Here is a 19427-nt window from a genome sequence, read left to right as displayed (position 1 = left end):
CACACACAATGAACTCCGAGACCCAGATGAAGCCACGCCAATATACGCTTAATACCGGTAAAACCCGTATCACTCTGCAGGCCGGGCAGACCAACATTCACAAGGCTGCGCCGGGTGAAACTTACCGGGTGCTCAAGCGCCAGGGCGAAAATGATCAGGAAAAGCTGGCCGATGACGTAGTCGCTTCGCGTCACGGACAAGATCTGCAACTGGACTATGCCGATGGGACCTCGTTGACCCTGCAGGACTGGTTTACGCAAAGCGATACCAGCGTAACCCTGCCTGCTGATGGCACATCTACCCAGGTGATGACGCCAGCCAGCACCGAGGGGGCGGCTTTGGCCGACGGCAGTCATGTGTTCTATGCGCACGGTTCTCCCGATGCGCTGGCCAGCATGACCTCAGGCCACCCGGGGCTGGATCATATCTTATCCGGCCTGCAAAATGGCACGGCAGGGTCGGGCCATCCGATTACCTACCTTCCTCAGTCGCATTCTTACGCGGGTTACCTCGCCGGCGCACTCGGACTGGGTGGCGTGGTCGGGGTTGCCGTGGCAAGTGGTCACAGTGGGGGTGACAATGGCGGCAAGCACGACAACGGTGGGGGTGAACCCGCTGTAGAGAACGCCGTCCAGCTTAATTTTGTCGGCGGCCCGGCGCTCAGCAGTAACGATTTGAATGTCGAGATTTATCAGGCCGATGGCAAAACGTTGATTGGCACGGGAACGCTGGGGCCAAACGGCTCAGTAACCGTGTCTGCTGGCAGTTACAGCGGCGTCGTTATCGTTAAGCTCGTCAATAGCGGCGGCGCGGCTGACTACCTGGACGAAGCGACAGGCGCGGGTAAAGACCTCTCTGCTCAGCTCTGGAGCATGGGTGTTATCTCCGGAGACAACAGCACCCTCGTTCTCAATATTAACGTGTTGACAACCCTCGCCTACACCAAGGCCCAGGAAGCCATGGGCGGCACGCCTGACAGCCCAGCGACCCTGAACGCGACGCAGGTGGCCGACACGTCCGCTGCCATCAGCAACCTGTTAGGTGTGGATGACATTCTGAACACCACGGTTGTCGCAACCAACGGCGGCAGTTATGACGCGACCGATGGCCTGAGTGCCGGTGAAAAATATGGCCTCCTGCTGGCGGCATTCTCCGGCGCGGAAGCCAATGCCGGAGCGTCCAGCCAAACCATCCTTGACACCGTCACTGCCGGAATCACACTCGGCAGCAGTAGCAGTCTGTCCGATGGGGTGCAGTCGTTGCTGATTAAAGGCGCAGCGGCCGCTACTGACACGTCCAGCGGTCTCAGCCTTATTATTGACACCCATGCTCCTGTTTTCAGCAGTTCCAGTACAGCCAGCGTGGATGAAAACATCGGGGCTGGCCAGGTGGTCTGGACTGCCGTCGCGACTGACCCCAGCCCATTTACCTACAGCCTGAGTACCATCGGCGATGGCGCGCTGTTCAGCATCAATGCCTCCACCGGCGCGGTCACCCTGACCGGCAACCCGGACTTTGAGAACAAAGCCAGCTACAGCTTCACCGTGGTCGCCACCGATGCGGCCGGGAATGCCAGCAGCCAGGCGGTCACGCTGGGAATTAACAACCTCGATGAAGTCGCTCCAACCATCACCAGCGGCACCATCGCCACCGCGATCGACGAGAACAGCGGCGCGGGCCAGGTGATCTACACCGCCACGGCCACCGACACCGCCGACATCAGCGGCGGGGTGACTTTCTCCCTTAAAGTGGGCAGCGATGCCGGGCTGAGCATCGATCCGGTCACTGGCGCGGTCACCCTGACCGGCAACCCGGACTTTGAGAACAAAGCCAGCTACAGCTTCACCGTGGTAGCCACCGATGCAGCGGGTAACCACAGCAGCCAGGCAGTTACGCTGGGAATTAACAACCTCGATGAAGTCGCGCCGGTTATCATCAGCGGCACCACCGCCACGGCGATCGACGAGAACAGCGGCGCGGGCCAGGTGATCTATACCGCTACGGCCACCGACACCGCCGATATCAGCGGCGGCGTCACCTTCTCTCTGAAAGCGGGCAGCGACGCGGGCCTGACCATCAACCCGGTCACCGGCGCGGTCACCCTGACCGGCAACCCGGACTTTGAAAGTAAAGCCAGCTACAGCTTCACCGTGGTCGCCACCGATGCGGCAGGCAACCACAGCAGCCAGGCGGTCACGCTGGGAATTAACAACCTCGATGAAGTGGCTCCAACCCTCACCAGCGGCACCACGGCCACGGCGATCGACGAGAACAGCGGGGCGGGTCAGGTGATCTACACCGCCACGGCCACCGACACGGCGGATATCAGCGGCGGCGTCACCTTCTCGCTGAAAGCGGGCAGCGATGCGGGCCTGACCATCGATCCGATCACCGGCGCGGTCACCCTGACCGGCAACCCGGACTTTGAGAACAAAGCCAGCTACAGCTTCACCGTGGTGGCTACCGATGCGGCGGGCAACCACAGCAGCCAGGCGGTCACGCTGGGAATTAACAACCTCGACGAGGTGGCTCCGACCATCACAAGCGGCACCACCGCCACGGCGATCGACGAGAACAGCGGCGCGGGCAGGTGATCTACACCGCCACGGCCACCGACACCGCCGACATCAGCGGCGGCGTCACCTTCTCGCTGAAAGCGGGCAGCGACGCGGGCCTGACCATCAACCCGGTCACCGGCGCGGTCACCCTGACCGGCAACCCGGACTTTGAAAACAAAGCCAGCTACAGCTTCACCGTGGTCGCCACCGATGCGGCAGGGAACCACAGCAGCCAGGCGGTCACGCTTGGGATCAATAACCTCGACGAGGTTGCCCCGACCATCACCAGCGGTACCACCGCCACGGCGATTAACGAGAACAGCGGCGCAGGCCAGATCGTTTACACCGCCACGGCCACCGACACGGCGGACATCAGCGGCGGCGTCACCTTCTCGCTCCAGCCGGGCAGCGATGCGGGCCTGACCATCGATCCGGTTACCGGCGCGGTCACCCTGACCGGCAACCCGGACTTTGAGAACAAAGCCAGCTACAGCTTCACCGTGGTGGCCACCGATGCGGCGGGTAACCACAGCAGTCAGGCGGTTACGCTGGGAATTAACAACTTCGATGAAGTGGCCCCCAGCTTCACTACCGGCAACAGCAGCGACAGCTATGCCAGTGCCACGGTGAACGTGGCCGAGAATATCGCCGCCAGCACCGCCATCTATACTGCGCAGGCGAATGATAATGACGCCGCCGACGGTGGCGAGCACGTCACTTACAGCCTGGCTGACGAAAATGGTGCCGCAGACGCCCAGTATTTCAGCATTGACGCTGTAACGGGGGCGGTCACCTTTAAGTCCAGCCCCGACTATGAAGGTGCCCACGCGCCTGCATACACCTTTGCAGTCGTCGCTACTGACGCAGCCGGTCACACAACCCGCCAGACCGTCACTGTCAATGTCACCGATGTGGACGAAATTGCCCCCACAGTCACACTCGATGGAAGCTCTACGGGGCCTGTGATGTTGAATACAGCGCCCCTCAACACGTATCTCAACGGTTATGACACTACCGCGCTGGGTGACGGCACCTTCCTGGTGACATGGGCAAGCAACAACAATGGCAACCTCGGGATATATGCCCAGCGCCTTAGCGCGCAGGGTGTGGCGATGGGCGATCCGGTACAGCTCGCATCAGGCGCAACCTATACGGTCATGAGTTCTTCAGACAGTATCCTCAGCGTCACCGCCCTTAATGATGCAGGGGCTTACGCCGTGGCCTGGATCGGCAAGGACGGCACCAGCAGTTACAGCAGCATCTTTGCGCAATCGTTCAACGCTGACGGCACTCCACTATCCGCAGCCGCGCAACTTGATGGGGTTGCTTCTGCACATGACCTCGCCCCGCAAATCGCGACGCTTGCCGATGGCGGCTATATCGTGAGCTGGTCCATCAACAGCGGTGGCATTTACGTGCAGCGCTTTGACGACACTGGCGTTGCAGTAGGCAACACCGTGCCACTGGCTGTGTCCGGCTCTTCTGGCAACGCCAGCCCGCAGGTCACCGTGCTGGACAACGGCAGCTATGTGGTAACCTGGCAGGGCTATACCACCGGCGACTATCACATCTACGTGCAGCAGTTCGACGCCACAGGCAACGGCACCACGCCTGTGATGCTGGACGCTACGACGGGAACCAGTAATAGCTACGAAAACCTGCCACAAATCACGGCGCTGGCTAACGGCGGCTATGTCGTCACCTGGTCCGGCTATAACTACAGCGGTTCGAACTACAACAACAGCACCTATGTGCAGCAGTTCGATGCCACAGGCTCCAGGGTCGGCGGCATTGTCGTTCTGGACGGCTCAAGCAACGCCAATAACGGTGGCAGCTATACCTATCCGTATGTCGCAGCCCTGGCCGACGGCGGCTACGCCATCACCTGGATGGAATACGACAACACCAACGGCTACTACAATTACAAGGTTTATGTACAACAGTTCTCTGCTGGCGGCAGCAAAGTGGGCGCTACCGTGCAACTGGACGCACCGCACAACAGTACGAGTAACGACCGTGATCAATTCCCGCGCATCACGGCGCTGGGGGATGGTGGCTACGCCGTCACCTGGATGAGTATTGGCAGCTCGAATTGGGACATCTATGTGCAGAAATTCAATGCCAGCGGTGTCGCGGTAGGCGATATGGTGCGACTGGAAGCTTCCGGCGGTGCGAGTGACCTCTATCCACAGGTCACTGCCGTCGGTGCAGACGGTGAATACATGGTGACATGGTACGGTTACAGCCCTGGCAGCGGCGTTTCTGGTTACCACCTCTACGTGCAGAAATTTAATGCCGACGGCAGCACTTACGACAACCTGGTCGTACTGAACCATGACGGCCAGGCCACCGTGCAAAGCACCGAAACCGGCACCGTCTATCTGGTCAACGACAATGTCGTGGTCAGTCAGCTCAGCGACATTACTGGCGCCGCCAGCGACCAGTGGGCCAGCACGGCCGTGATCGCAAATACCAGTGCAACGATCTCCGCTGCCAACCTTGCTGACGGCACCTATCACGCCTGGGCTGTCGATGCGGCAGGCAATCTTTCTGTCATTTCCGGCCGCAGCGTGGTGGTGGATAACACCGTGCCTGTCTTTACCAGCGCGACCACAGCCGCCGACATTACCGACAGCACCGTCGCTGGCGATACCGTGTATACCGCTGCCGCCACCGACGCGCACGGCGTCACCTACAGCCTGAACGACACCCAGCACTTCCGCATCAACGCCAGCACCGGCGTGGTGACACTGATTTCCAGCCCGGACCAGGCCAGCGGTGCGCAATTCATTGTCACCGCCACCGATGCCGCCGGCAATCAGACCACGCAGACCGTCACCTACAACGTCGTCGATACGACGCCGCCGGGCGTCATGCTCGTCAGCGACGCGGACGGCGTGGAGAACAGTGGTGAGATGGTCATCGTGCAGAGCTCCGAGGCGGGCACGGTATACCTGGTCAGCGACAGCGTGACGGTGACGGATCTGAACAGCCTCAACAATGCTGCCGACAACCTGGTGAATAGCGTTGCCGTCGCGGCTAACGTCGGCACCGTGCTGGCCCTGAACGGCCTGGCCGAAGGGACTTACCACGCGTATGCCGTGGATGCCTCCGGCAATGTCTCCGCTATCTCCGGCAGTAGCGTGACAGTGGATAACACTGCGCCCGTCATCTCCGGTGGCGCAACGGCTAACGGCACCAGCCTCACCAGCGGTGCAGCGGCGGGCACCCAGGTGTACGACGCCAATGCCAGCGACGCCCACGCCATCATCTACAGCCTGGACCAGGACAGCCTCGCCTGGTTCGACATTAATGCCGCCACCGGTGTCGTCACGCTGAACAGCGCCGCCGTCGCCGGCAGCTATAACCTGGTCGTGACCGCCACCGATGCGGCGGGCAACCACAGCAGCCAGACCGTTACCGTTGAGGTCGCGCCAGGCAACAACCTTGATGGCATCCCGATGGTCTCGGGCAGCACCACCGACACCTCCACCGAGATGATTGTCAACGTCGGCCTGGAGAAGCTGAGTAACGGTTACACGGTCGTCGAGTACATGCGGCAGACCGGCGGTGACTATATCACCTGGGATCCGACCGGCGCGCTGTACGACGGCGTCGTCAGGGTGCTGGACGCAAGCAACAACGTCGTCAAGACCCTGGACATCAGCATTCCTGCTGGCTACACCATGCTGGATACGCAGATCAAGGCGCTGGCCAACGGCGGCTTCGTCGTGGCCTGGTCGCAGGTGGATACCCTTAACTGGACTGACTTTAGCGTCCACTATGCGATCTACGACAACAGCGGTAACCTGCAATCCAGCGACACGCTGGCGTCGCCAGGCTCCGGCGTTACCATTGCGGCGCAAAGCAGCGCGAATGGCGGTGATTTCGCGATCGCCTACCAGACGATGGGCAACGGGACCGACCAGCAGGAGGCCATCTCGGTCTTCCACTACAACGGCAGCGGATCCAGCTTTACACCGGGAACGCAGACCCTGATTGGCGGCAATGACGCGAGTCAAAACTTCGGCGGCGTTGCCAGCCCGGCCGTCCAGTTGATGAAATTCCAGCTGACGCCAGGTGTGTTGACGGCGCTGAGCGATGGCAGCTATGTGCTGGCCTCCGAGGTCTACGACTGGATTGGCACGCCGGGTCAGTCGGCGACAACCACGCCTATCGGTGCCTTCATCTTCAAGCTCGACGCCAGCGGCACGCTGACCAGTTTCGACAGCGGCACCACCTGGCAGCGCGTTAACTGGAATGACGAGCAGGGCTCGCCGACTAACGTCATTGCTTTCGACGGTGGTTTTGCCGTCTTTAGCCAGGAATACCGCACCGCGGCCTGGGAGGTCACGCTTTACAACAACAACGGCACGCTGATCACCACCAACATACAGAGCAACACTGTCCATAACATGGGGACCCAGAGCTATCACGCCGTGGACGTTGGCGCGATGGACAAAACGCTCCATGACGAGCTGGCGTGGATCGGCAATGGCTCTGTGGCGGCATCGGCCACGGCCTACGACAACGGCACCGATCTGGTGTTTGTGTTCCCTGACGGTAACGGCGGCTTGAGCCAGGTCACCATCTCCAAAACCACCGGCGATCTGACCAGTGACGTGACCGACACCGGTATCACGGTGCCTCAGGGCGGGCAGTTGTATAACCCGCGGATCGTTTCCGATGGCGCAGGCGGCTATGACATCACCTATTCTGTGCTGTTTGATGCCGACACCAGCGATGGCAGCAAGAGCGGCTACGCAGTGGGCGGTATCTACCAGATCGGCCTGAATGCCGGTCCTGCTCCGGTGTTACCGACAGTGACCGATGCCCACATCGCCATCACCTCTACGCCAGGTGGTGCAGATGGCATGACCTACAAGGTCGGCGACACCGTCACCGCCGTGTGGGACAACTCGGCCAGCGGCGACGCCAATACCAGCGCCGTGACCAGCGTTACCATGGATTTCAGCCAGTTTGGCGGCAGCACCTCGGCGACGGCTTACGATGACGGCACCCACGGCGATGCCATCGCAGGTGACGGTAAATTTACCGCTCAATACACTGTCACCGCCGGTGCCCTTGACCATGTAGCCGGTCGCAACGTCGCCGTCACGGTCACTGCGGCGAATCACACGTCTACCACGACGGCGGACAGCACCGGCCTGACGGTCGACAGCACTGCGCCTGTACTCACCAGCAGTACGCCGCAGGACAATGGCGGCAGCATTGCCACGGGCGCTAACCTGACGCTGACCTTCAGCGAAGATGTGCTGGCCGGCAGCGGCCATATCACCCTCGTTAATGAGAGCGACAGTAGTCAGAACAAAGTCATCGACATCACCGACAGTTCGCAGGTCAGCATCAGCGGCAACACGGTGACCATCGACCCGACAACGGACCTGGCGGCAGGCGCAAACTACCACGTCCAGATCGACAGCACTGCGCTGCACGACACGGCGGGCAATGACTATGCCGGTATCAGTTCGTCTACTGGGCTGAATTTCACGACCGTTTCCGCCTCGACCGCGGATCCGTCCATCGTGGTGTTCGACCTGACAACGGGCCAAAGCTCCGATCACAACGGGCGCGTCTTTGATGCCAATACCGCGTACACCATCTATATCCGGGTCAACAGCGATTCCCATTCGCTGGTTGGGCTGGATAGCAATGAGATGTGGTCGGGCGCGCAGAATCTTGGCATAGACGACAAGATTGTGCTGGTGGGCACGGGCAGCGAAGTTAAGGGTGACTTTGGCAACGCAGTGTCGGGGATGCGCGGTGGGAATTCCATTAATTGGCTGGCGGGATCCTCTATTTCGTTTTCCTCTTATAACGTCGCAGGCGTTGACGCAAGCGGCAAATTCTATCGGGATGGTAATAACGTGGATCTCTGGAACGGCTCCTGGGCCGCGAACCCGAATCAGGACAACGGGTTTGCTCAGGCGTATCTACAGGCGATGCCTGCTGGCGTCCTCACCTCGCAAGGGCTGGCGATGCCATGACAGGTTCTCTGACGTTGCTACGCCGTCTGGTGGAAATGCAGCAGTTCGACGCGCTGCATGAAGCCTGTTATAGCCTGCCGGTGATTTCATCGGCAGAACAGGTGCTGCTGGCCCTGGCCCAGGCCCATCTGGGCCAGCCAGAGACGGCCCGGCAGACGCTGATGGCGCTGGACCCGGCTACACTGGAGGTCGACGCCCGCGTCGACCTGGCTGCCGTACACCTGCGGCTTGGGGAATGTGACGCGGCACAGGCGTTGCTGGAAGCCACCCGCCCAGAGGCACCCGACCACGCGCTTCTGCTGGCGCGTCTGGCGGCCTGTTATGTGCAGCATCAACGGGGGGAGGAGGCTATCCCCCTGTATGAATGCAGCCTGCGCCTGCAACCCCGTATCGCCGTCTATCAGCCACTGCTGCGCCTCTACCTGCAAAGTGAGGCGTTGCCGCAGGCCGAGGAGACGCTGGCTGCCGCTGACCTCTTCTGGGCAGGCGAAAGGGAGCACTGGCCCGCATCGCAGGCGGCTTTGCATGACCAGCAGCTGCGCGGCCTGCGTCTGGAACTGTGGCTGGCCCGTGATGACTTCGTCAGCGCTGACGCCTGGCTGGACGCACGCCATGCTGAGCTGGCGGAGGACGATTATTGCGGCCTGCTGACCGGTTATGCTCAGCGTCTGGCCGAGCGCGGACGCCATGCCCAGGCCGAGGATGCGCTGCGCCGTGGTCTGTGGCATTACCCGGACCATACGGATCTGTACCAACAGCATGCTGAACTGGCGGAGTTACAGGGGCGCCTGCCTCAGGCCTTGGCGTTGCTGAACCGTGCCCTTCATCTGGCCGGACAACAGCAAAAAATGACGCTTCCGTTGCGCCTGAAGCTGGCCAGCCTCGCTACTCAGGGTTATCCGGCGCTGGCACGTAAGATGGCCGAACAGGCTATCGAGGAGGCCGGGGCGCTGACGCCATCACCTGAGATGGACGCGGCGCAGATCGGCCAGTGGCTGGCGCAGGCGCAAGTGGCACTCGCCGGGGTGGATGCACAGGAGCAACACTACACCGACGCGGAGGCGCGATACGTCGACATCCTGCAAGCCCATCCGCACCTGGTGCCCGCGCTACAGGGGCTGGGGCAGTTATATATGCAACTGGGGCGCATCGACGAGGCTGTCGCGCTGTTCGGGCAGGTTTTGGCTGTCGACCCGGCACGCGGTCATGCAGCATTGATCAACGCCAGGCGTTTTCCGCAAGACGAAGAGACGTTGATTCGCCTGGAAACCCTGGCGCGACAACCTGGCCTGTTCGGCCCGGTGCAGCCTGGATTGCTGCTGCAACTTGCGGCAGCCTGGGAAAAGCGCAAGGACTACACCAAAGCCTTCACCCTGGCAAACGAAGCCAATGCCGCCAGCCGCGCACTGCTACGCTACGACCCGGTTGCACACCGGCAAGGCAGCGCGCGTATCCGCCATGCTTTCAGCCGTTCGCTCTACGAGCACCGACGCAGCATCGGCAATGATTCAACGCTGCCCGTGTTCGTACTGGGTATGCCGCGTTCCGGTACCACCCTGGTCGAACAGATCCTGGCGGGACACAGCCAAATCCACGGCGCGGGAGAACTGGGGGTGATCCCCAGTACGATCGCCCGGCTGGAACGCTGGGAGCGTCATACCGGGTCAGGACGCCATTACCCGGACTGTGTGGACGATCTGACTGCGGATGACGTCGCGGGTATCACCGCCAGCCTGCTCAAGGAGCTGCGGGAAACCTTGCCAGAAAACGCGGCCGAGATCCGGCATGTGGTGGATAAGCTGCCGCACAATTTCGAGAACATTGGTCTTATCAAACTGCTGTTCCCGAACGCGAGGATAATCTCAGTGCGACGTGATCCGCGCGATATCGCTATCTCCAACTACTTTACTGACTACGCGGCCAGACACGGTGGGATGGGCTTTGCCTATGACCTGCAGTGGATCGGTGAACAGCTGGCCGACCACAACCTGATGATGCACCACTGGAACCAGCTGTTTCCGGGTGACATTCTCGAGGTGCGCTATGAGGACGTGGTCTCTGAGCCGGAGCGAGAGGCGCGTCGTATGCTGGATTATGTGGGGGTGCAATGGGAACCGCAGGTGCTTGATACCTCTGAACTGGACAGGCCGGTCAAGACAGCCAGTGTCTGGCAAGTGCGTCAGCCTATCTATCAGACGGCGCGTGAACGCTGGCGGCGTTACGCGGACTTTCTGGCGCCGCTGATCGCGGGAACGAATGCGAAGATCGTGCATGAGCCTGTTGAGATGGTGAGCCTGCCAGTGCCGGGTATGCAGAGCGAGGGTATAGCACGCTATCGTCAGGGGAAGCTTGATGAAGCCGAGATGCTCTTTAAACGCCTGCTGCACCACGTGCCCGAACACGCTACCGCGCAGTTTATGGTGGGCCTGATATACGTGCGTAAAGGGCATCTGGCTGAGGGTATTGTGCACATGGAAAAGGGATACGAGGCATGCCCGTGGAATCTCAACTGGCGACGCGATCTGGCGCAGGCATACGAATTAGCGGAGCAGCCGGAAAAAGCACAGGCGTTAAGGGCGGGCCACGTCGGTACGGATGACAGCGTGGCGAGCGCAATGGATATTGACCAGGAGGATGCCCTTCCTCTGGGCTTTTCCATTCGCACCTCCGCGACGGCACCATATTAATGAGCATCGGGATTTGCAGGCAGGGACGCCCGCCACGCCCTTAAAAGTAGGGCAGGGACGATCACTGCGAACAGGTCATCCGGTTTCCGGGTTAGACTAAAACGGGAGCCAACAGGCTCCCGTTTTTTTATGGGCACTATGATGAAAGACCATGGAGGAGAGACCATGATTGACGAAGCATGGCTTCAACGATTGCGTGCAGGGGAAGTCTCCACGCTGACACCAGCGACGCTGGCGGAACTTGCCGCCGAGCTGCTCTCCTTGCGCCAGGAGAACGCCCGGCTGAAACAGCGGTTAGCGACGGAAGTGAAACTCCCCTATACCAGCGCCAGCCCGGTGTGCGATATCGAAGCGGGCTACGCCGCAGGCGTCACGGACTGCAAAGAGGCGATACGCCGGGCCGGGTTTTTGATCGAAGGGGACGACTAGAAGGAAGTACCCGGCGGAATGCCGGGCCTGCTCACGTTAAAACCAGTTAAATTTGTCAGAAAGAATCAACAATAACGAACTGGCACAAACAAGATTAATGCAGATCACGAATCTACTGGAAACGTTCATGTCTCAACACCATTCTGGCTATGAATGAAATGTGCTGATAAGCGTAATAGCAAATAGCGGAACGATCAAATCACGCGGGCAGGGCAAAAAAAAGCCCACATAAAGTGGGCAAGAAATACTGGAAGCAATGTGAGCAATGTCGTACTGAATACCTGAGTGATTTGCTCAACTATTCAGTGTTGAGAAAGATAATGTTTCTCATTAACGATTACAACCCCAATTTTTGTGCGGAAGGCCGGTTTCTCACTTTTTTCTTAAATTTCTCTCGTGATGGGTATCACAAACTTGCAATTCTGAATCCTGTGCTAAGCTTTGTGTGTATTTGATTTGACGACAAAAACCATACAGAGAGGAAAGCAGCTATGGGAATCATATCCTGGATTATCTTTGGGCTTATCGCGGGTATTCTGGCTAAGTGGATCATGCCGGGCAAAGATGGCGGTGGATTCATCGTTACGGTCATACTGGGTATCATCGGTGCCGTCGTGGGCGGCTGGATCAGTACCCTCTTCGGTTTCGGCAGAGTTGATGGTTTCAACTTCGGCAGCTTCATGGTCGCGGTGATTGGTGCACTGGTTGTGCTGTTTATCTACCGTAAAGTCAGAAGCTAAACCGACGCTTCAGACAAAAAGACCGCCTAAAGTGGCGGTCTTTTTGCATCGTTTACCACCAGCCCAGTTGGCTACCGGCGACGGCTGCGATGGCGACAATCAACATTATAATGGTTGTTTTTCTCACTTATCCCCCAGGCGCAGCGTAACCGCCGACAAAAAACCACGTTAAAAAGATGACCGCCGTGATAAAAATCACGATCGGGAACAGAATACCAAGCCGCATGCTACCACCTGTCCTGAAATGCAAAACCCGTCAAGTGTACGGGGTTAATCAATATTGAGAAAGGGCGTTTTGAGTTTGCCTTTCTTATCGCTGTACATGGCGGCATCGGCTGCCCGCAGCGCGCTGTCGGCATCTATTTCGGCAGGATCCACCTCAATTACCCCCAGGCTGGCGCCCGGATAGACAAGATGGAGATCTCCCAGCCAGTACTCACCGGCAATTTGCGCGCTCAGCTGCGTTCTCACCAGGGTTAATGAGGTCTGCTCAGTGCTCTCCCGATCCTGACTCAGGCAGGCCACCAAAAACTCGTCGCCGCCGAGTCTGCCCACGATATCATCGTCGCCGCGTCCATCATTCAGGCGCTTGCCCACCTCAACCAGAAACCGATCGCCCGCCTCATGACCAAAGCGATCGTTAATCAACTTAAAATCATCCAGATCGATGTAGGCGATGATGGCGTTGCGGTTCAGATGGCGCGCCAGCGAGAAGAGGGTAGTGAGGTTCTCGAAGATGGCGCGGCGGTTCGGCAGGCCGGTCAGGGCATCGGTATAGGAGTAAGCGATCAGCGCGGCGTTGGCTTCGCGCAGCTGCCTGACCAGCGACTCCTTCTCGATGTACTGCGCGATAAGTCCGGCGAAAAGCTTTAAGACGTGCTCGCCGCGTTCGCTCAATTGATGCTTGCTGGAACTGGCGGCGCACAGGGTGCCGTACAGGGTACCATCCGTCAGATGAATGGGTATGCTCATATAGGTAGTGATGCCCAGCGCATGCGCTGCATCACAGTCGTCCCAGTGTTCGGCCACGTTATTGCTGAAGAAACAGTTGGAATCGATCGCCCGCTTACACAGGGTCTCGCCCCAGGGAACGCTCAGCCCCTCCGGGATCTCCATCTTTTTGCTGTTTCGGGCATACAGAATATGCTGCAGGCGGGCATTGATATCGATTTTGGTAAGGTAGGTCGACTCCATGTCGGTGACCACTTCAAGCATTTCGAGCAACTGACGCACCAGGCTCTCAAGCGATTGCTCAGTGCTGAGCGTTTCTGAAACACGGGCAAGAATAATATCCGACATGACGCTGCACAACTCCCCTACAGAAGACCTCTGTACCTGTCTGTATTGCTGAAAGATTCGACTGCGCGTAGTAGAACACGATTTAACAACATTTCATATATTCAGGCGCGGAACAGCAAATTCTGGCGGGTAAAAAAAGCCCCGGCACGGGCCGGGGAAATACATCTTGATTACGGAATGATGTTCTCTGGTCAAGGTGAGAACAGCACCATTCTGGCATTGAAACATGGCCTCATGATGAAGAAATAATGGAGAAAGGATCACCCCTTCACCCTGGTGACACGGCGTTTTGGCTGAGATACACTTCGCACTAAGATTATTCCTATGTATTCAGCAGCCAATTACGAGGACATATGTTTCAGTTAAACACGGGCAGCCTGGCGATGATTATCGGTGCCCGCACGCCAGCTGGGCGTCGCAATATCGGAAAATCCGTTGAGTTATTCAGCCTCTGCCAGCCGGGGCAGCGTTTTCTGAACCCCGTCAACGGGATAGTGACAGAACTGCCGCCAGGTGCAGAGCGGGCCTTGTGGCTGGTGACCGGGGATGTATTTTCGTTTGATAACCAGCTGGGCTTTGCGTTTGTACGCCCTGAACATCTGATGCCGCTCACGCCTGAAGAGGCGCCAGAAACCCTCGACGCCTTGATGCTGGATTGATTCAAAGCTGACGCAGCCAGTCGGCTAACACCTGCGCGTGATTCTGCTGCCGATCTTTCGCTCCATACAGCAGCGTCACGGTCTGTTCGTCTGCAAGGCGGGCAATGCGCCGTCCTTCATCCTGATGCAGAACAAGCTCCTGACGATAGGCCTCGCTGAAGCTGGCAAAGTCTATCGTCTCGCTGTGAAACGCTTTGCGCAAATCGCTGGAGGGGGCCAGAGTCTTACACCACTCGTCGCAGGCCAGCGCCTCCTTTTTTACCCCCCGCGGCCAGAGCCGGTCCACCAGGATCCGGTAGCCATCTTCTTGACTGGCCTCGTCATACAGTCGTTTACATGTAATCATTTTCCCGCTCCTTTTCCTGTCGCTGTAACGCTAAGCTATTTTCGCCCACTTATTTTAAGGTGTTGTGATATCAACGGAAGATCGGTAGTCTGAGGCGCCTTATGTTACTTGATATTTGTCTGGCATAAGGATCTCTCTATGGAACTCTCCGCGGTAAAAAATACCCTCCGAATTGCGCTGGTTGGCGACTACAATCCTGACGTGCTGGCTCACCAGGCGATCCCGCTGGCCATTGATGATGCCGCAGCGGTGCTGGAGATCACGGCCGACTACGACTGGCTGGCAACCACCGAATTAACCAGCCCGGAAGATCTGGTGGGCTACGACGCTATCTGGCTGGTTCCGGCAAGCCCCTATAAAAATGCTGCAGGCGCGTTTATTGCGGCACGCTATGCCCGCGAAAACAGCGTGCCGTTTCTCGGCACCTGCGGTGGCTTCCAGCATGCATTAATTGAGTATGCTCGTAATGCCCTGGGCTGGCAGGATGCGGCGCACGCGGAGACCGATACCGAAGGCCGCATGGTGATTGCCCCGCTGACCTGCTCGCTGGTCGAAGTCAGCGACGCTATTGAACTGCGCGCCAACACCCTGATTGCCAGAGCCTATGGTCAGGAAGAGATCGAAGAGGGTTATCACTGCAATTACGGCGTCTCGCCTGAGTTCGCGCAGGCGCTGGAGAAGGGCGATATGCGCGTCACCGGCTGGGACGCGCAGGGTGAGATCCGCGCCGTAGAGCTGGTGACGCACCCGTTCTTTGTCGCCACACTGTTCCAGCATGAACGTGCTGCGCTGGCGGGCCGACCGGCCCCGCTGGTGCAGGCTCTGCTTCGCGCCGCGCAGAAGTACTAAAAGCTGGCTTAGCCGGAGGTGATCTCCCGATCGCGTCCGGCAAGGATCCCACAGATGGCCATTACCACTGATACCAGTCCACAGGCCAGCAGCGGGATGCGCCAGTCACCGTTGGCATCGTGGATTTTGCCCATCAGCGGCGGCCCACAGGCGGCCAGCAGGTAGCCCACCGATTGCGCCATCCCGGAAAGGGCCGCGGCCTGATGTGCCGAGCTGGCGCGCAGGCCAATAAAGGTCAGGCCGAGGATCATCGTGGCCCCGGATCCGAAGCCAAAAATTAGCGTCCACATCACCGCCAGATCCGGCATAAACCACAGCCCCGCACTGCTCACCGCACACATCAGCGCCGACAATCCGGCTACGCCACGTTGATCCTTCAGCCGAAGTAGGATCAGCGGCACTACAATGCCCGGCGCGGCGGTTGCCAGCTGCAGCAGCCCGTGCAGGGAACCGGCTTCGGTTTCGCTGTAACCATGGCTTTGCAGGATCGCCGGCAGCCAGCCAATAATCACGTAGTAAATCAGCGAGTTGATCCCCAGAAACAGGGTCACCTGCCAGGCCAGCGTCGAGCGCCAGATGCCCCGGCTTTGCAGCGCACGCGAGCCGCTCAGCGATCCGGCAGGGCGCTGGCGCCACTGCGGTAGCCACAGGAGCAACGCCAGCAGAGGGAATACCATCAGCATCAACAGCGCACCGTGCCAGCCTGCGCCGCTCAGGGCAACCGGCACCACCAGCGCCGAACCAAGCGCCGCGGCTGCCCCCATCGTCAGGGAGTACGCCCCGGTCAGTTTCGCCACCTGGCCAGGGAAATCACGCTTGATCAGCCCCGGCAGCAGCACGTTACCCAGGGCAATCCCGCAGCCAATCACCGCGGTGCCGCCAAACAGCAGCGCGGCAGAGGGGAGGGAACGCAGGGCGATCCCGGCGATGATCAGCAGCAGGGCAATCATCAGGCTGCGCTCCATGCCGATGCGGCGGGCAAGACCGGCCGCCAGCGGCGAGATCAACGCAAAGGCCAGCAGCGGGAGCGTAGTAAGCAGCCCCGTCTGGGCAGTGGTCAGGGCATAATCAGTGCGGATGGCATCCAGCAGCGGTGCAGCACCGGTAAAGGTCACCCGCAGCGAGGTGGCAATCAGCAGGATCCCGGCAATCAGCAGCGCACGCTGTTTACCGGCAGGTGAAAGGGCAATAGTCATTGTTTTCTCTTACATCGAAATGAATCCACAGGATACGCATTTTCAGGTCGGTTGAAATCAAGCTAAAATGACAGATTATCGCTAATATCGGACAACATGATGATAGGCCTGGGCCTTGAAGGCTACGATCCCGACAGCCAGCATGACGCCGCGGTGGCGTTTCATGTGCGCGTGGTGGCAGACGAGCAGCGCATCCCCCTGCATCAACACCGGAAAGGGCAGCTGATCCTGGCCCTGCATGGGGCGATCACCTGCGAGGTGGAAAATGCGATGTGGATGGTGCCGCCGCAGTTTGCGGTCTGGATCCCCGGACAATTGCCGCACAGCAATAAGGCCACACCCAGCGCCCGGCTCTGTTTTTTATTTATCGAGCCCGGTGCCGTCACCTTGCCGGATCGCTGCTGCACGCTAAAAATTTCACCGCTGGTGCGGGAGCTGATTCTGACCCTGGCGGAACGCAGCCCGGGACACCATGAGCCCGCTACCCGGCGGCTGGTGGAGGTGCTGTTTGATGAACTGCCCCGTCAGCCGGAGGAGCAGCTGCAGCTGCCGGTCTCCTCGCACCCTAAAATTCGCCTGATGAGTGATACCATGGCCGCCTCCCCGGCGGAATGGCAGACGCTGCACCAGTGGGCGCACCATTTCGCGATGAGTGAGCGCAATCTTGCCCGGCTGGTGGTAAGTGAAACCGGGCTTAGCTTTCGCCGCTGGCGGCATCAGCTCCAGCTGATCGTGGCCCTGCAGGGATTGATCCGCGGTCAGTCGGTGCAGCAGGTGGCCCAGGAGTTGGGTTATGACTCCACCACCGCGTTTATCACAATGTTTAAAAAGGGGCTGGGTCAGACTCCCGCGCGCTATATTGCCAGTCTGGCTACGACTTCCCGATAAACAGCGATACCAGCCCGGCGGCAATCAGCGGGCCGACCGGCACACCGCGGAACAGTGCCACCCCCAACACCGTGCCCACCAGCAGGCCGGCCACCAGTGTAGGCTGGGAACTCATCAGCGTGACGCCGCGCCCGCCCAGCCATGACACAAACACACCCACGGCGATGGCAATTAACGATTTCCAGTTCATAAAGGCGTGGATCAGCGTGGAGGCCGGCAGGGTGCCGCTGGCAATTGGTGCCATCACGCCGATGGTGAGGATAATAATCCCGACGGTCAGGCCTTGCTTTTCGATCCACGGGAAAAAACTGCTTAGCGGCGTTACGCGGACGATGATCAGCACCAGGATAGAGATGGCCACTGTGGTGTTGTGGCTGACAAATCCCAGCGCCGCCAGGCCCAGAAGAATGAGCAGGGTAGGGTCAAACATATTGTATTCCTTGCCAAAATAAAAAAAGTAAGCCTGCTTACTTTACGCCCTGGCACGCCGGTAAAAAGGCTTTTCTACAAAAAAATGTCTGATTTGGGCGATTGCCTGAAGACGCTGAGAGATATGGCCTTTCCCGGCCTACGCTGCCCTTAATCCTCTAACTCCCTTAAACCTCGTTTATCTCTTAAACTGTTTAAACCGTGAAAGCCCGTTGACAGATAATTGGAAACAATCATTCCATATCTTTATTAGTAGGCTGCTATATAATGTTTTCATTCGCTGACATTTTTTGAGATTTAATCAATTATGATTTTGGTTGTTATTAATTTATTGTCATGGAGGGTTCTGTGAACAGAAAGTTTAAAGAAATTGATGATACTGTTCGCAGTTTGAATCAATCCACAGATGCGCACTTTAGATGGTTAGTAAAAATATTACGATTTATCGACAGTCGTAATATCGATTTATCTGAGATAAGCAGTGACGAAGCCCACCTGCATTGCGAGTTTGGCCACTGGCTGAATACCCGTTTACTGGAAGAGCGGGAAGACACTAATTTTTTACTGGATATTAACAAAAAACATATTCGCGTTCATCAGGCGTGCCGGAATCTTATTTCCGCCATTGAACAGCAGCGTCAGACCAATGACGTTTTTACCCTTTTCGAAGAATCCTTGCTGGCGTTTACCGAAGCCCTTACCCATTATAAAGTTCACCTGCTGCAGCTGCGTACCAGTTATGACGCGCTAACCGGCCTGCCGCTGCGACGCATTCTCGATGAATCCTTCGCCAGCATGAATAAAGAGTTGGGCGCGGATGGCCTCTATTTATTATTACTGGATATCGATCACTTTAAGAAAGTGAATGATAATTACGGCCATCTTAACGGGGATATTGTTCTGCGTTCGCTGGCCCTGAATATCAGCAAGAATATTCGGCGCTCTGAATCGATGTATCGCTATGGAGGTGAAGAGTTTATTGTTGTTCTGCATGCCAGCAACGATCAGGATGCGGTGGCCATTGCCGAACGCCTGCGCCGTGACATTGCCCGGCTTGAAACTATCGCCGGGGAACATCTCATTCGTGTTACCTTCACCGGCGGATTAACGCGCATTCATGAAGGAGAGTCCCTCCGGGAAGTGCTGGAGCGGGCAGATATTGCGTTATATACCGGCAAGAAAAGCGGCCGAAATTGTTCCCAACTGATTAACCGGGAACTGCAAACGCAAAAGTTTTGCGATTAGAGAAAATAAGCCAGTTAGAAGTTAACTGGCTTAATTATGACGTCAGGGCGTGAATTGCGCCCATATCACCATTCCTAAAATTTCAACTGTTTCT

General features: G+C 58.3%; 15 protein-coding genes. 9 read left to right on the top strand and 6 right to left on the bottom strand.

From position 1 onward, the window contains the following. Nucleotides 1-26 precede the first annotated feature (26 nt). The 4 genes from C3F35_RS02425 (at nucleotide 27) to C3F35_RS02410 (ending at nucleotide 11682) form a co-directional block, all read left to right on the top strand. The gene (locus tag C3F35_RS02425; RefSeq protein ID WP_199186151.1) at nucleotides 27-2594 is read left to right on the top strand and encodes a cadherin domain-containing protein; all 2568 of its coding nucleotides are present in this window, start codon (nucleotides 27-29) and stop codon (nucleotides 2592-2594) included. Then, entirely contained in the window at nucleotides 2591-8566 is a 5976-nt protein-coding gene (locus tag C3F35_RS02420) for a cadherin domain-containing protein (protein ID WP_103792892.1), read from the top strand. The genes C3F35_RS02425 and C3F35_RS02420 overlap by 4 nt, the downstream gene beginning before the upstream one ends. Then, a complete protein-coding gene (locus tag C3F35_RS02415) occupies nucleotides 8563-11253 on the top strand; it encodes a tetratricopeptide repeat-containing sulfotransferase family protein (protein ID WP_103792891.1) in 2691 nt (896 codons plus the stop codon). Before C3F35_RS02420 ends, C3F35_RS02415 begins: the two co-directional genes overlap by 4 nt. A gap of 165 nt (nucleotides 11254-11418) precedes the next feature. Continuing rightward, the gene (locus tag C3F35_RS02410; RefSeq protein ID WP_059308208.1) at nucleotides 11419-11682 is read left to right on the top strand and encodes a hypothetical protein; all 264 of its coding nucleotides are present in this window, start codon (nucleotides 11419-11421) and stop codon (nucleotides 11680-11682) included. 36 nt (nucleotides 11683-11718) lie between these two features. On the opposite strand, the gene yncL is transcribed toward C3F35_RS02410, so the two are convergent. Beyond that, nucleotides 11719-11811: a stress response membrane protein YncL gene (gene yncL, locus C3F35_RS02405; protein WP_071886459.1), complete on the bottom strand. Its 93-nt coding sequence runs from the start codon at nucleotides 11809-11811 to the stop codon at nucleotides 11719-11721. 362 nt (nucleotides 11812-12173) lie between these two features. Between yncL and C3F35_RS02395 the strand changes: the two genes are divergently transcribed. Further along, nucleotides 12174-12422, top strand: coding sequence for a GlsB/YeaQ/YmgE family stress response membrane protein (locus C3F35_RS02395; RefSeq protein WP_032617669.1), 249 nt, complete (start codon nucleotides 12174-12176; stop codon nucleotides 12420-12422). Nucleotides 12423-12549: 127 nt separating this feature from the next. On the opposite strand, the gene C3F35_RS02390 is transcribed toward C3F35_RS02395, so the two are convergent. Continuing rightward, on the bottom strand, nucleotides 12550-12648 hold the full coding sequence (locus C3F35_RS02390) for a YoaK family small membrane protein (protein ID WP_032617670.1): 99 nt from the start codon (nucleotides 12646-12648) through the stop codon (nucleotides 12550-12552). 44 nt (nucleotides 12649-12692) lie between these two features. Next, nucleotides 12693-13721, bottom strand: coding sequence for a sensor domain-containing diguanylate cyclase (locus tag C3F35_RS02385; RefSeq protein ID WP_103792890.1), 1029 nt, complete (start codon nucleotides 13719-13721; stop codon nucleotides 12693-12695). A 353-nt stretch (nucleotides 13722-14074) separates the two neighbouring features. Here C3F35_RS02385 and C3F35_RS02380 point away from each other — a divergent pair, with 353 nt between their 5' ends. Then, nucleotides 14075-14380, top strand: a complete 306-nt coding sequence (locus tag C3F35_RS02380) for a hypothetical protein (protein WP_103792889.1) — start codon at nucleotides 14075-14077, stop codon at nucleotides 14378-14380. 1 nt (nucleotide 14381) lies between these two features. On the opposite strand, the gene C3F35_RS02375 is transcribed toward C3F35_RS02380, so the two are convergent. Further along, the gene (locus tag C3F35_RS02375) at nucleotides 14382-14726 is read right to left on the bottom strand and encodes a DUF488 domain-containing protein (protein WP_103792888.1); all 345 of its coding nucleotides are present in this window, start codon (nucleotides 14724-14726) and stop codon (nucleotides 14382-14384) included. 138 nt (nucleotides 14727-14864) lie between these two features. On the opposite strand from C3F35_RS02375, the gene C3F35_RS02370 reads away from it, so the two are divergent. Continuing rightward, nucleotides 14865-15575, top strand: coding sequence for a CTP synthase C-terminal region-related (seleno)protein (locus C3F35_RS02370; protein WP_032617674.1), 711 nt, complete (start codon nucleotides 14865-14867; stop codon nucleotides 15573-15575). Between the two features lie 8 nt (nucleotides 15576-15583). Here C3F35_RS02370 and C3F35_RS02365 read toward each other — a convergent pair whose 3' ends face one another. After that, nucleotides 15584-16771: a CynX/NimT family MFS transporter gene (locus C3F35_RS02365; RefSeq protein ID WP_077226411.1), complete on the bottom strand. Its 1188-nt coding sequence runs from the start codon at nucleotides 16769-16771 to the stop codon at nucleotides 15584-15586. 99 nt (nucleotides 16772-16870) lie between these two features. Here C3F35_RS02365 and C3F35_RS02360 point away from each other — a divergent pair, with 99 nt between their 5' ends. Continuing rightward, on the top strand, nucleotides 16871-17659 hold the full coding sequence (locus tag C3F35_RS02360) for an AraC family transcriptional regulator (RefSeq protein ID WP_077226421.1): 789 nt from the start codon (nucleotides 16871-16873) through the stop codon (nucleotides 17657-17659). Here the strand turns inward: C3F35_RS02360 and C3F35_RS02355 are convergent. Next, nucleotides 17643-18089 (bottom strand): DUF441 domain-containing protein, encoded by a 447-nt coding sequence (locus C3F35_RS02355; protein ID WP_032617676.1) that lies wholly within the window; start codon nucleotides 18087-18089, stop codon nucleotides 17643-17645. The genes C3F35_RS02360 and C3F35_RS02355 overlap by 17 nt on opposite strands. 347 nt (nucleotides 18090-18436) lie before the next feature. Here C3F35_RS02355 and C3F35_RS02350 point away from each other — a divergent pair, with 347 nt between their 5' ends. Next, on the top strand, nucleotides 18437-19333 hold the full coding sequence (locus C3F35_RS02350; RefSeq protein WP_103792887.1) for a diguanylate cyclase: 897 nt from the start codon (nucleotides 18437-18439) through the stop codon (nucleotides 19331-19333). Nucleotides 19334-19427 lie beyond the last annotated feature (94 nt).

It is taken from the genome of Leclercia sp. LSNIH3, assembly GCF_002935105.1.
GTDB classification, from domain to species: Bacteria; Pseudomonadota; Gammaproteobacteria; order Enterobacterales; family Enterobacteriaceae; genus Enterobacter; species Enterobacter adecarboxylatus.
The sequence above is the reverse complement of the archived record's forward strand: the minus strand, read 5'-3'. Positions and strand labels throughout refer to the sequence as shown.

What these genes read in the sequence shown, in the direction of transcription:
- C3F35_RS02380 (WP_103792889.1), top strand. Translation starts at nt 14,075, where the DNA reads ATGTTTCAGTTAAACACGGGCAGCCTGGCGATGATTATCGGTGCCCGC.
- yncL (WP_071886459.1), bottom strand. Translation starts at nt 11,811, where the DNA reads ATGAACGTTTCCAGTAGATTCGTGATCTGCATTAATCTTGTTTGTGCC.
- C3F35_RS02425 (WP_199186151.1), top strand. Translation starts at nt 27, where the DNA reads ATGAAGCCACGCCAATATACGCTTAATACCGGTAAAACCCGTATCACT.
- C3F35_RS02415 (WP_103792891.1), top strand. Translation starts at nt 8,563, where the DNA reads ATGACAGGTTCTCTGACGTTGCTACGCCGTCTGGTGGAAATGCAGCAG.
- C3F35_RS02375 (WP_103792888.1), bottom strand. Translation starts at nt 14,726, where the DNA reads ATGATTACATGTAAACGACTGTATGACGAGGCCAGTCAAGAAGATGGC.
- C3F35_RS02385 (WP_103792890.1), bottom strand. Translation starts at nt 13,721, where the DNA reads ATGTCGGATATTATTCTTGCCCGTGTTTCAGAAACGCTCAGCACTGAG.
- C3F35_RS02365 (WP_077226411.1), bottom strand. Translation starts at nt 16,771, where the DNA reads ATGACTATTGCCCTTTCACCTGCCGGTAAACAGCGTGCGCTGCTGATT.
- C3F35_RS02355 (WP_032617676.1), bottom strand. Translation starts at nt 18,089, where the DNA reads ATGTTTGACCCTACCCTGCTCATTCTTCTGGGCCTGGCGGCGCTGGGA.
- C3F35_RS02395 (WP_032617669.1), top strand. Translation starts at nt 12,174, where the DNA reads ATGGGAATCATATCCTGGATTATCTTTGGGCTTATCGCGGGTATTCTG.
- C3F35_RS02360 (WP_077226421.1), top strand. Translation starts at nt 16,871, where the DNA reads ATGATAGGCCTGGGCCTTGAAGGCTACGATCCCGACAGCCAGCATGAC.
- C3F35_RS02410 (WP_059308208.1), top strand. Translation starts at nt 11,419, where the DNA reads ATGATTGACGAAGCATGGCTTCAACGATTGCGTGCAGGGGAAGTCTCC.
- C3F35_RS02370 (WP_032617674.1), top strand. Translation starts at nt 14,865, where the DNA reads ATGGAACTCTCCGCGGTAAAAAATACCCTCCGAATTGCGCTGGTTGGC.
- C3F35_RS02390 (WP_032617670.1), bottom strand. Translation starts at nt 12,648, where the DNA reads ATGCGGCTTGGTATTCTGTTCCCGATCGTGATTTTTATCACGGCGGTC.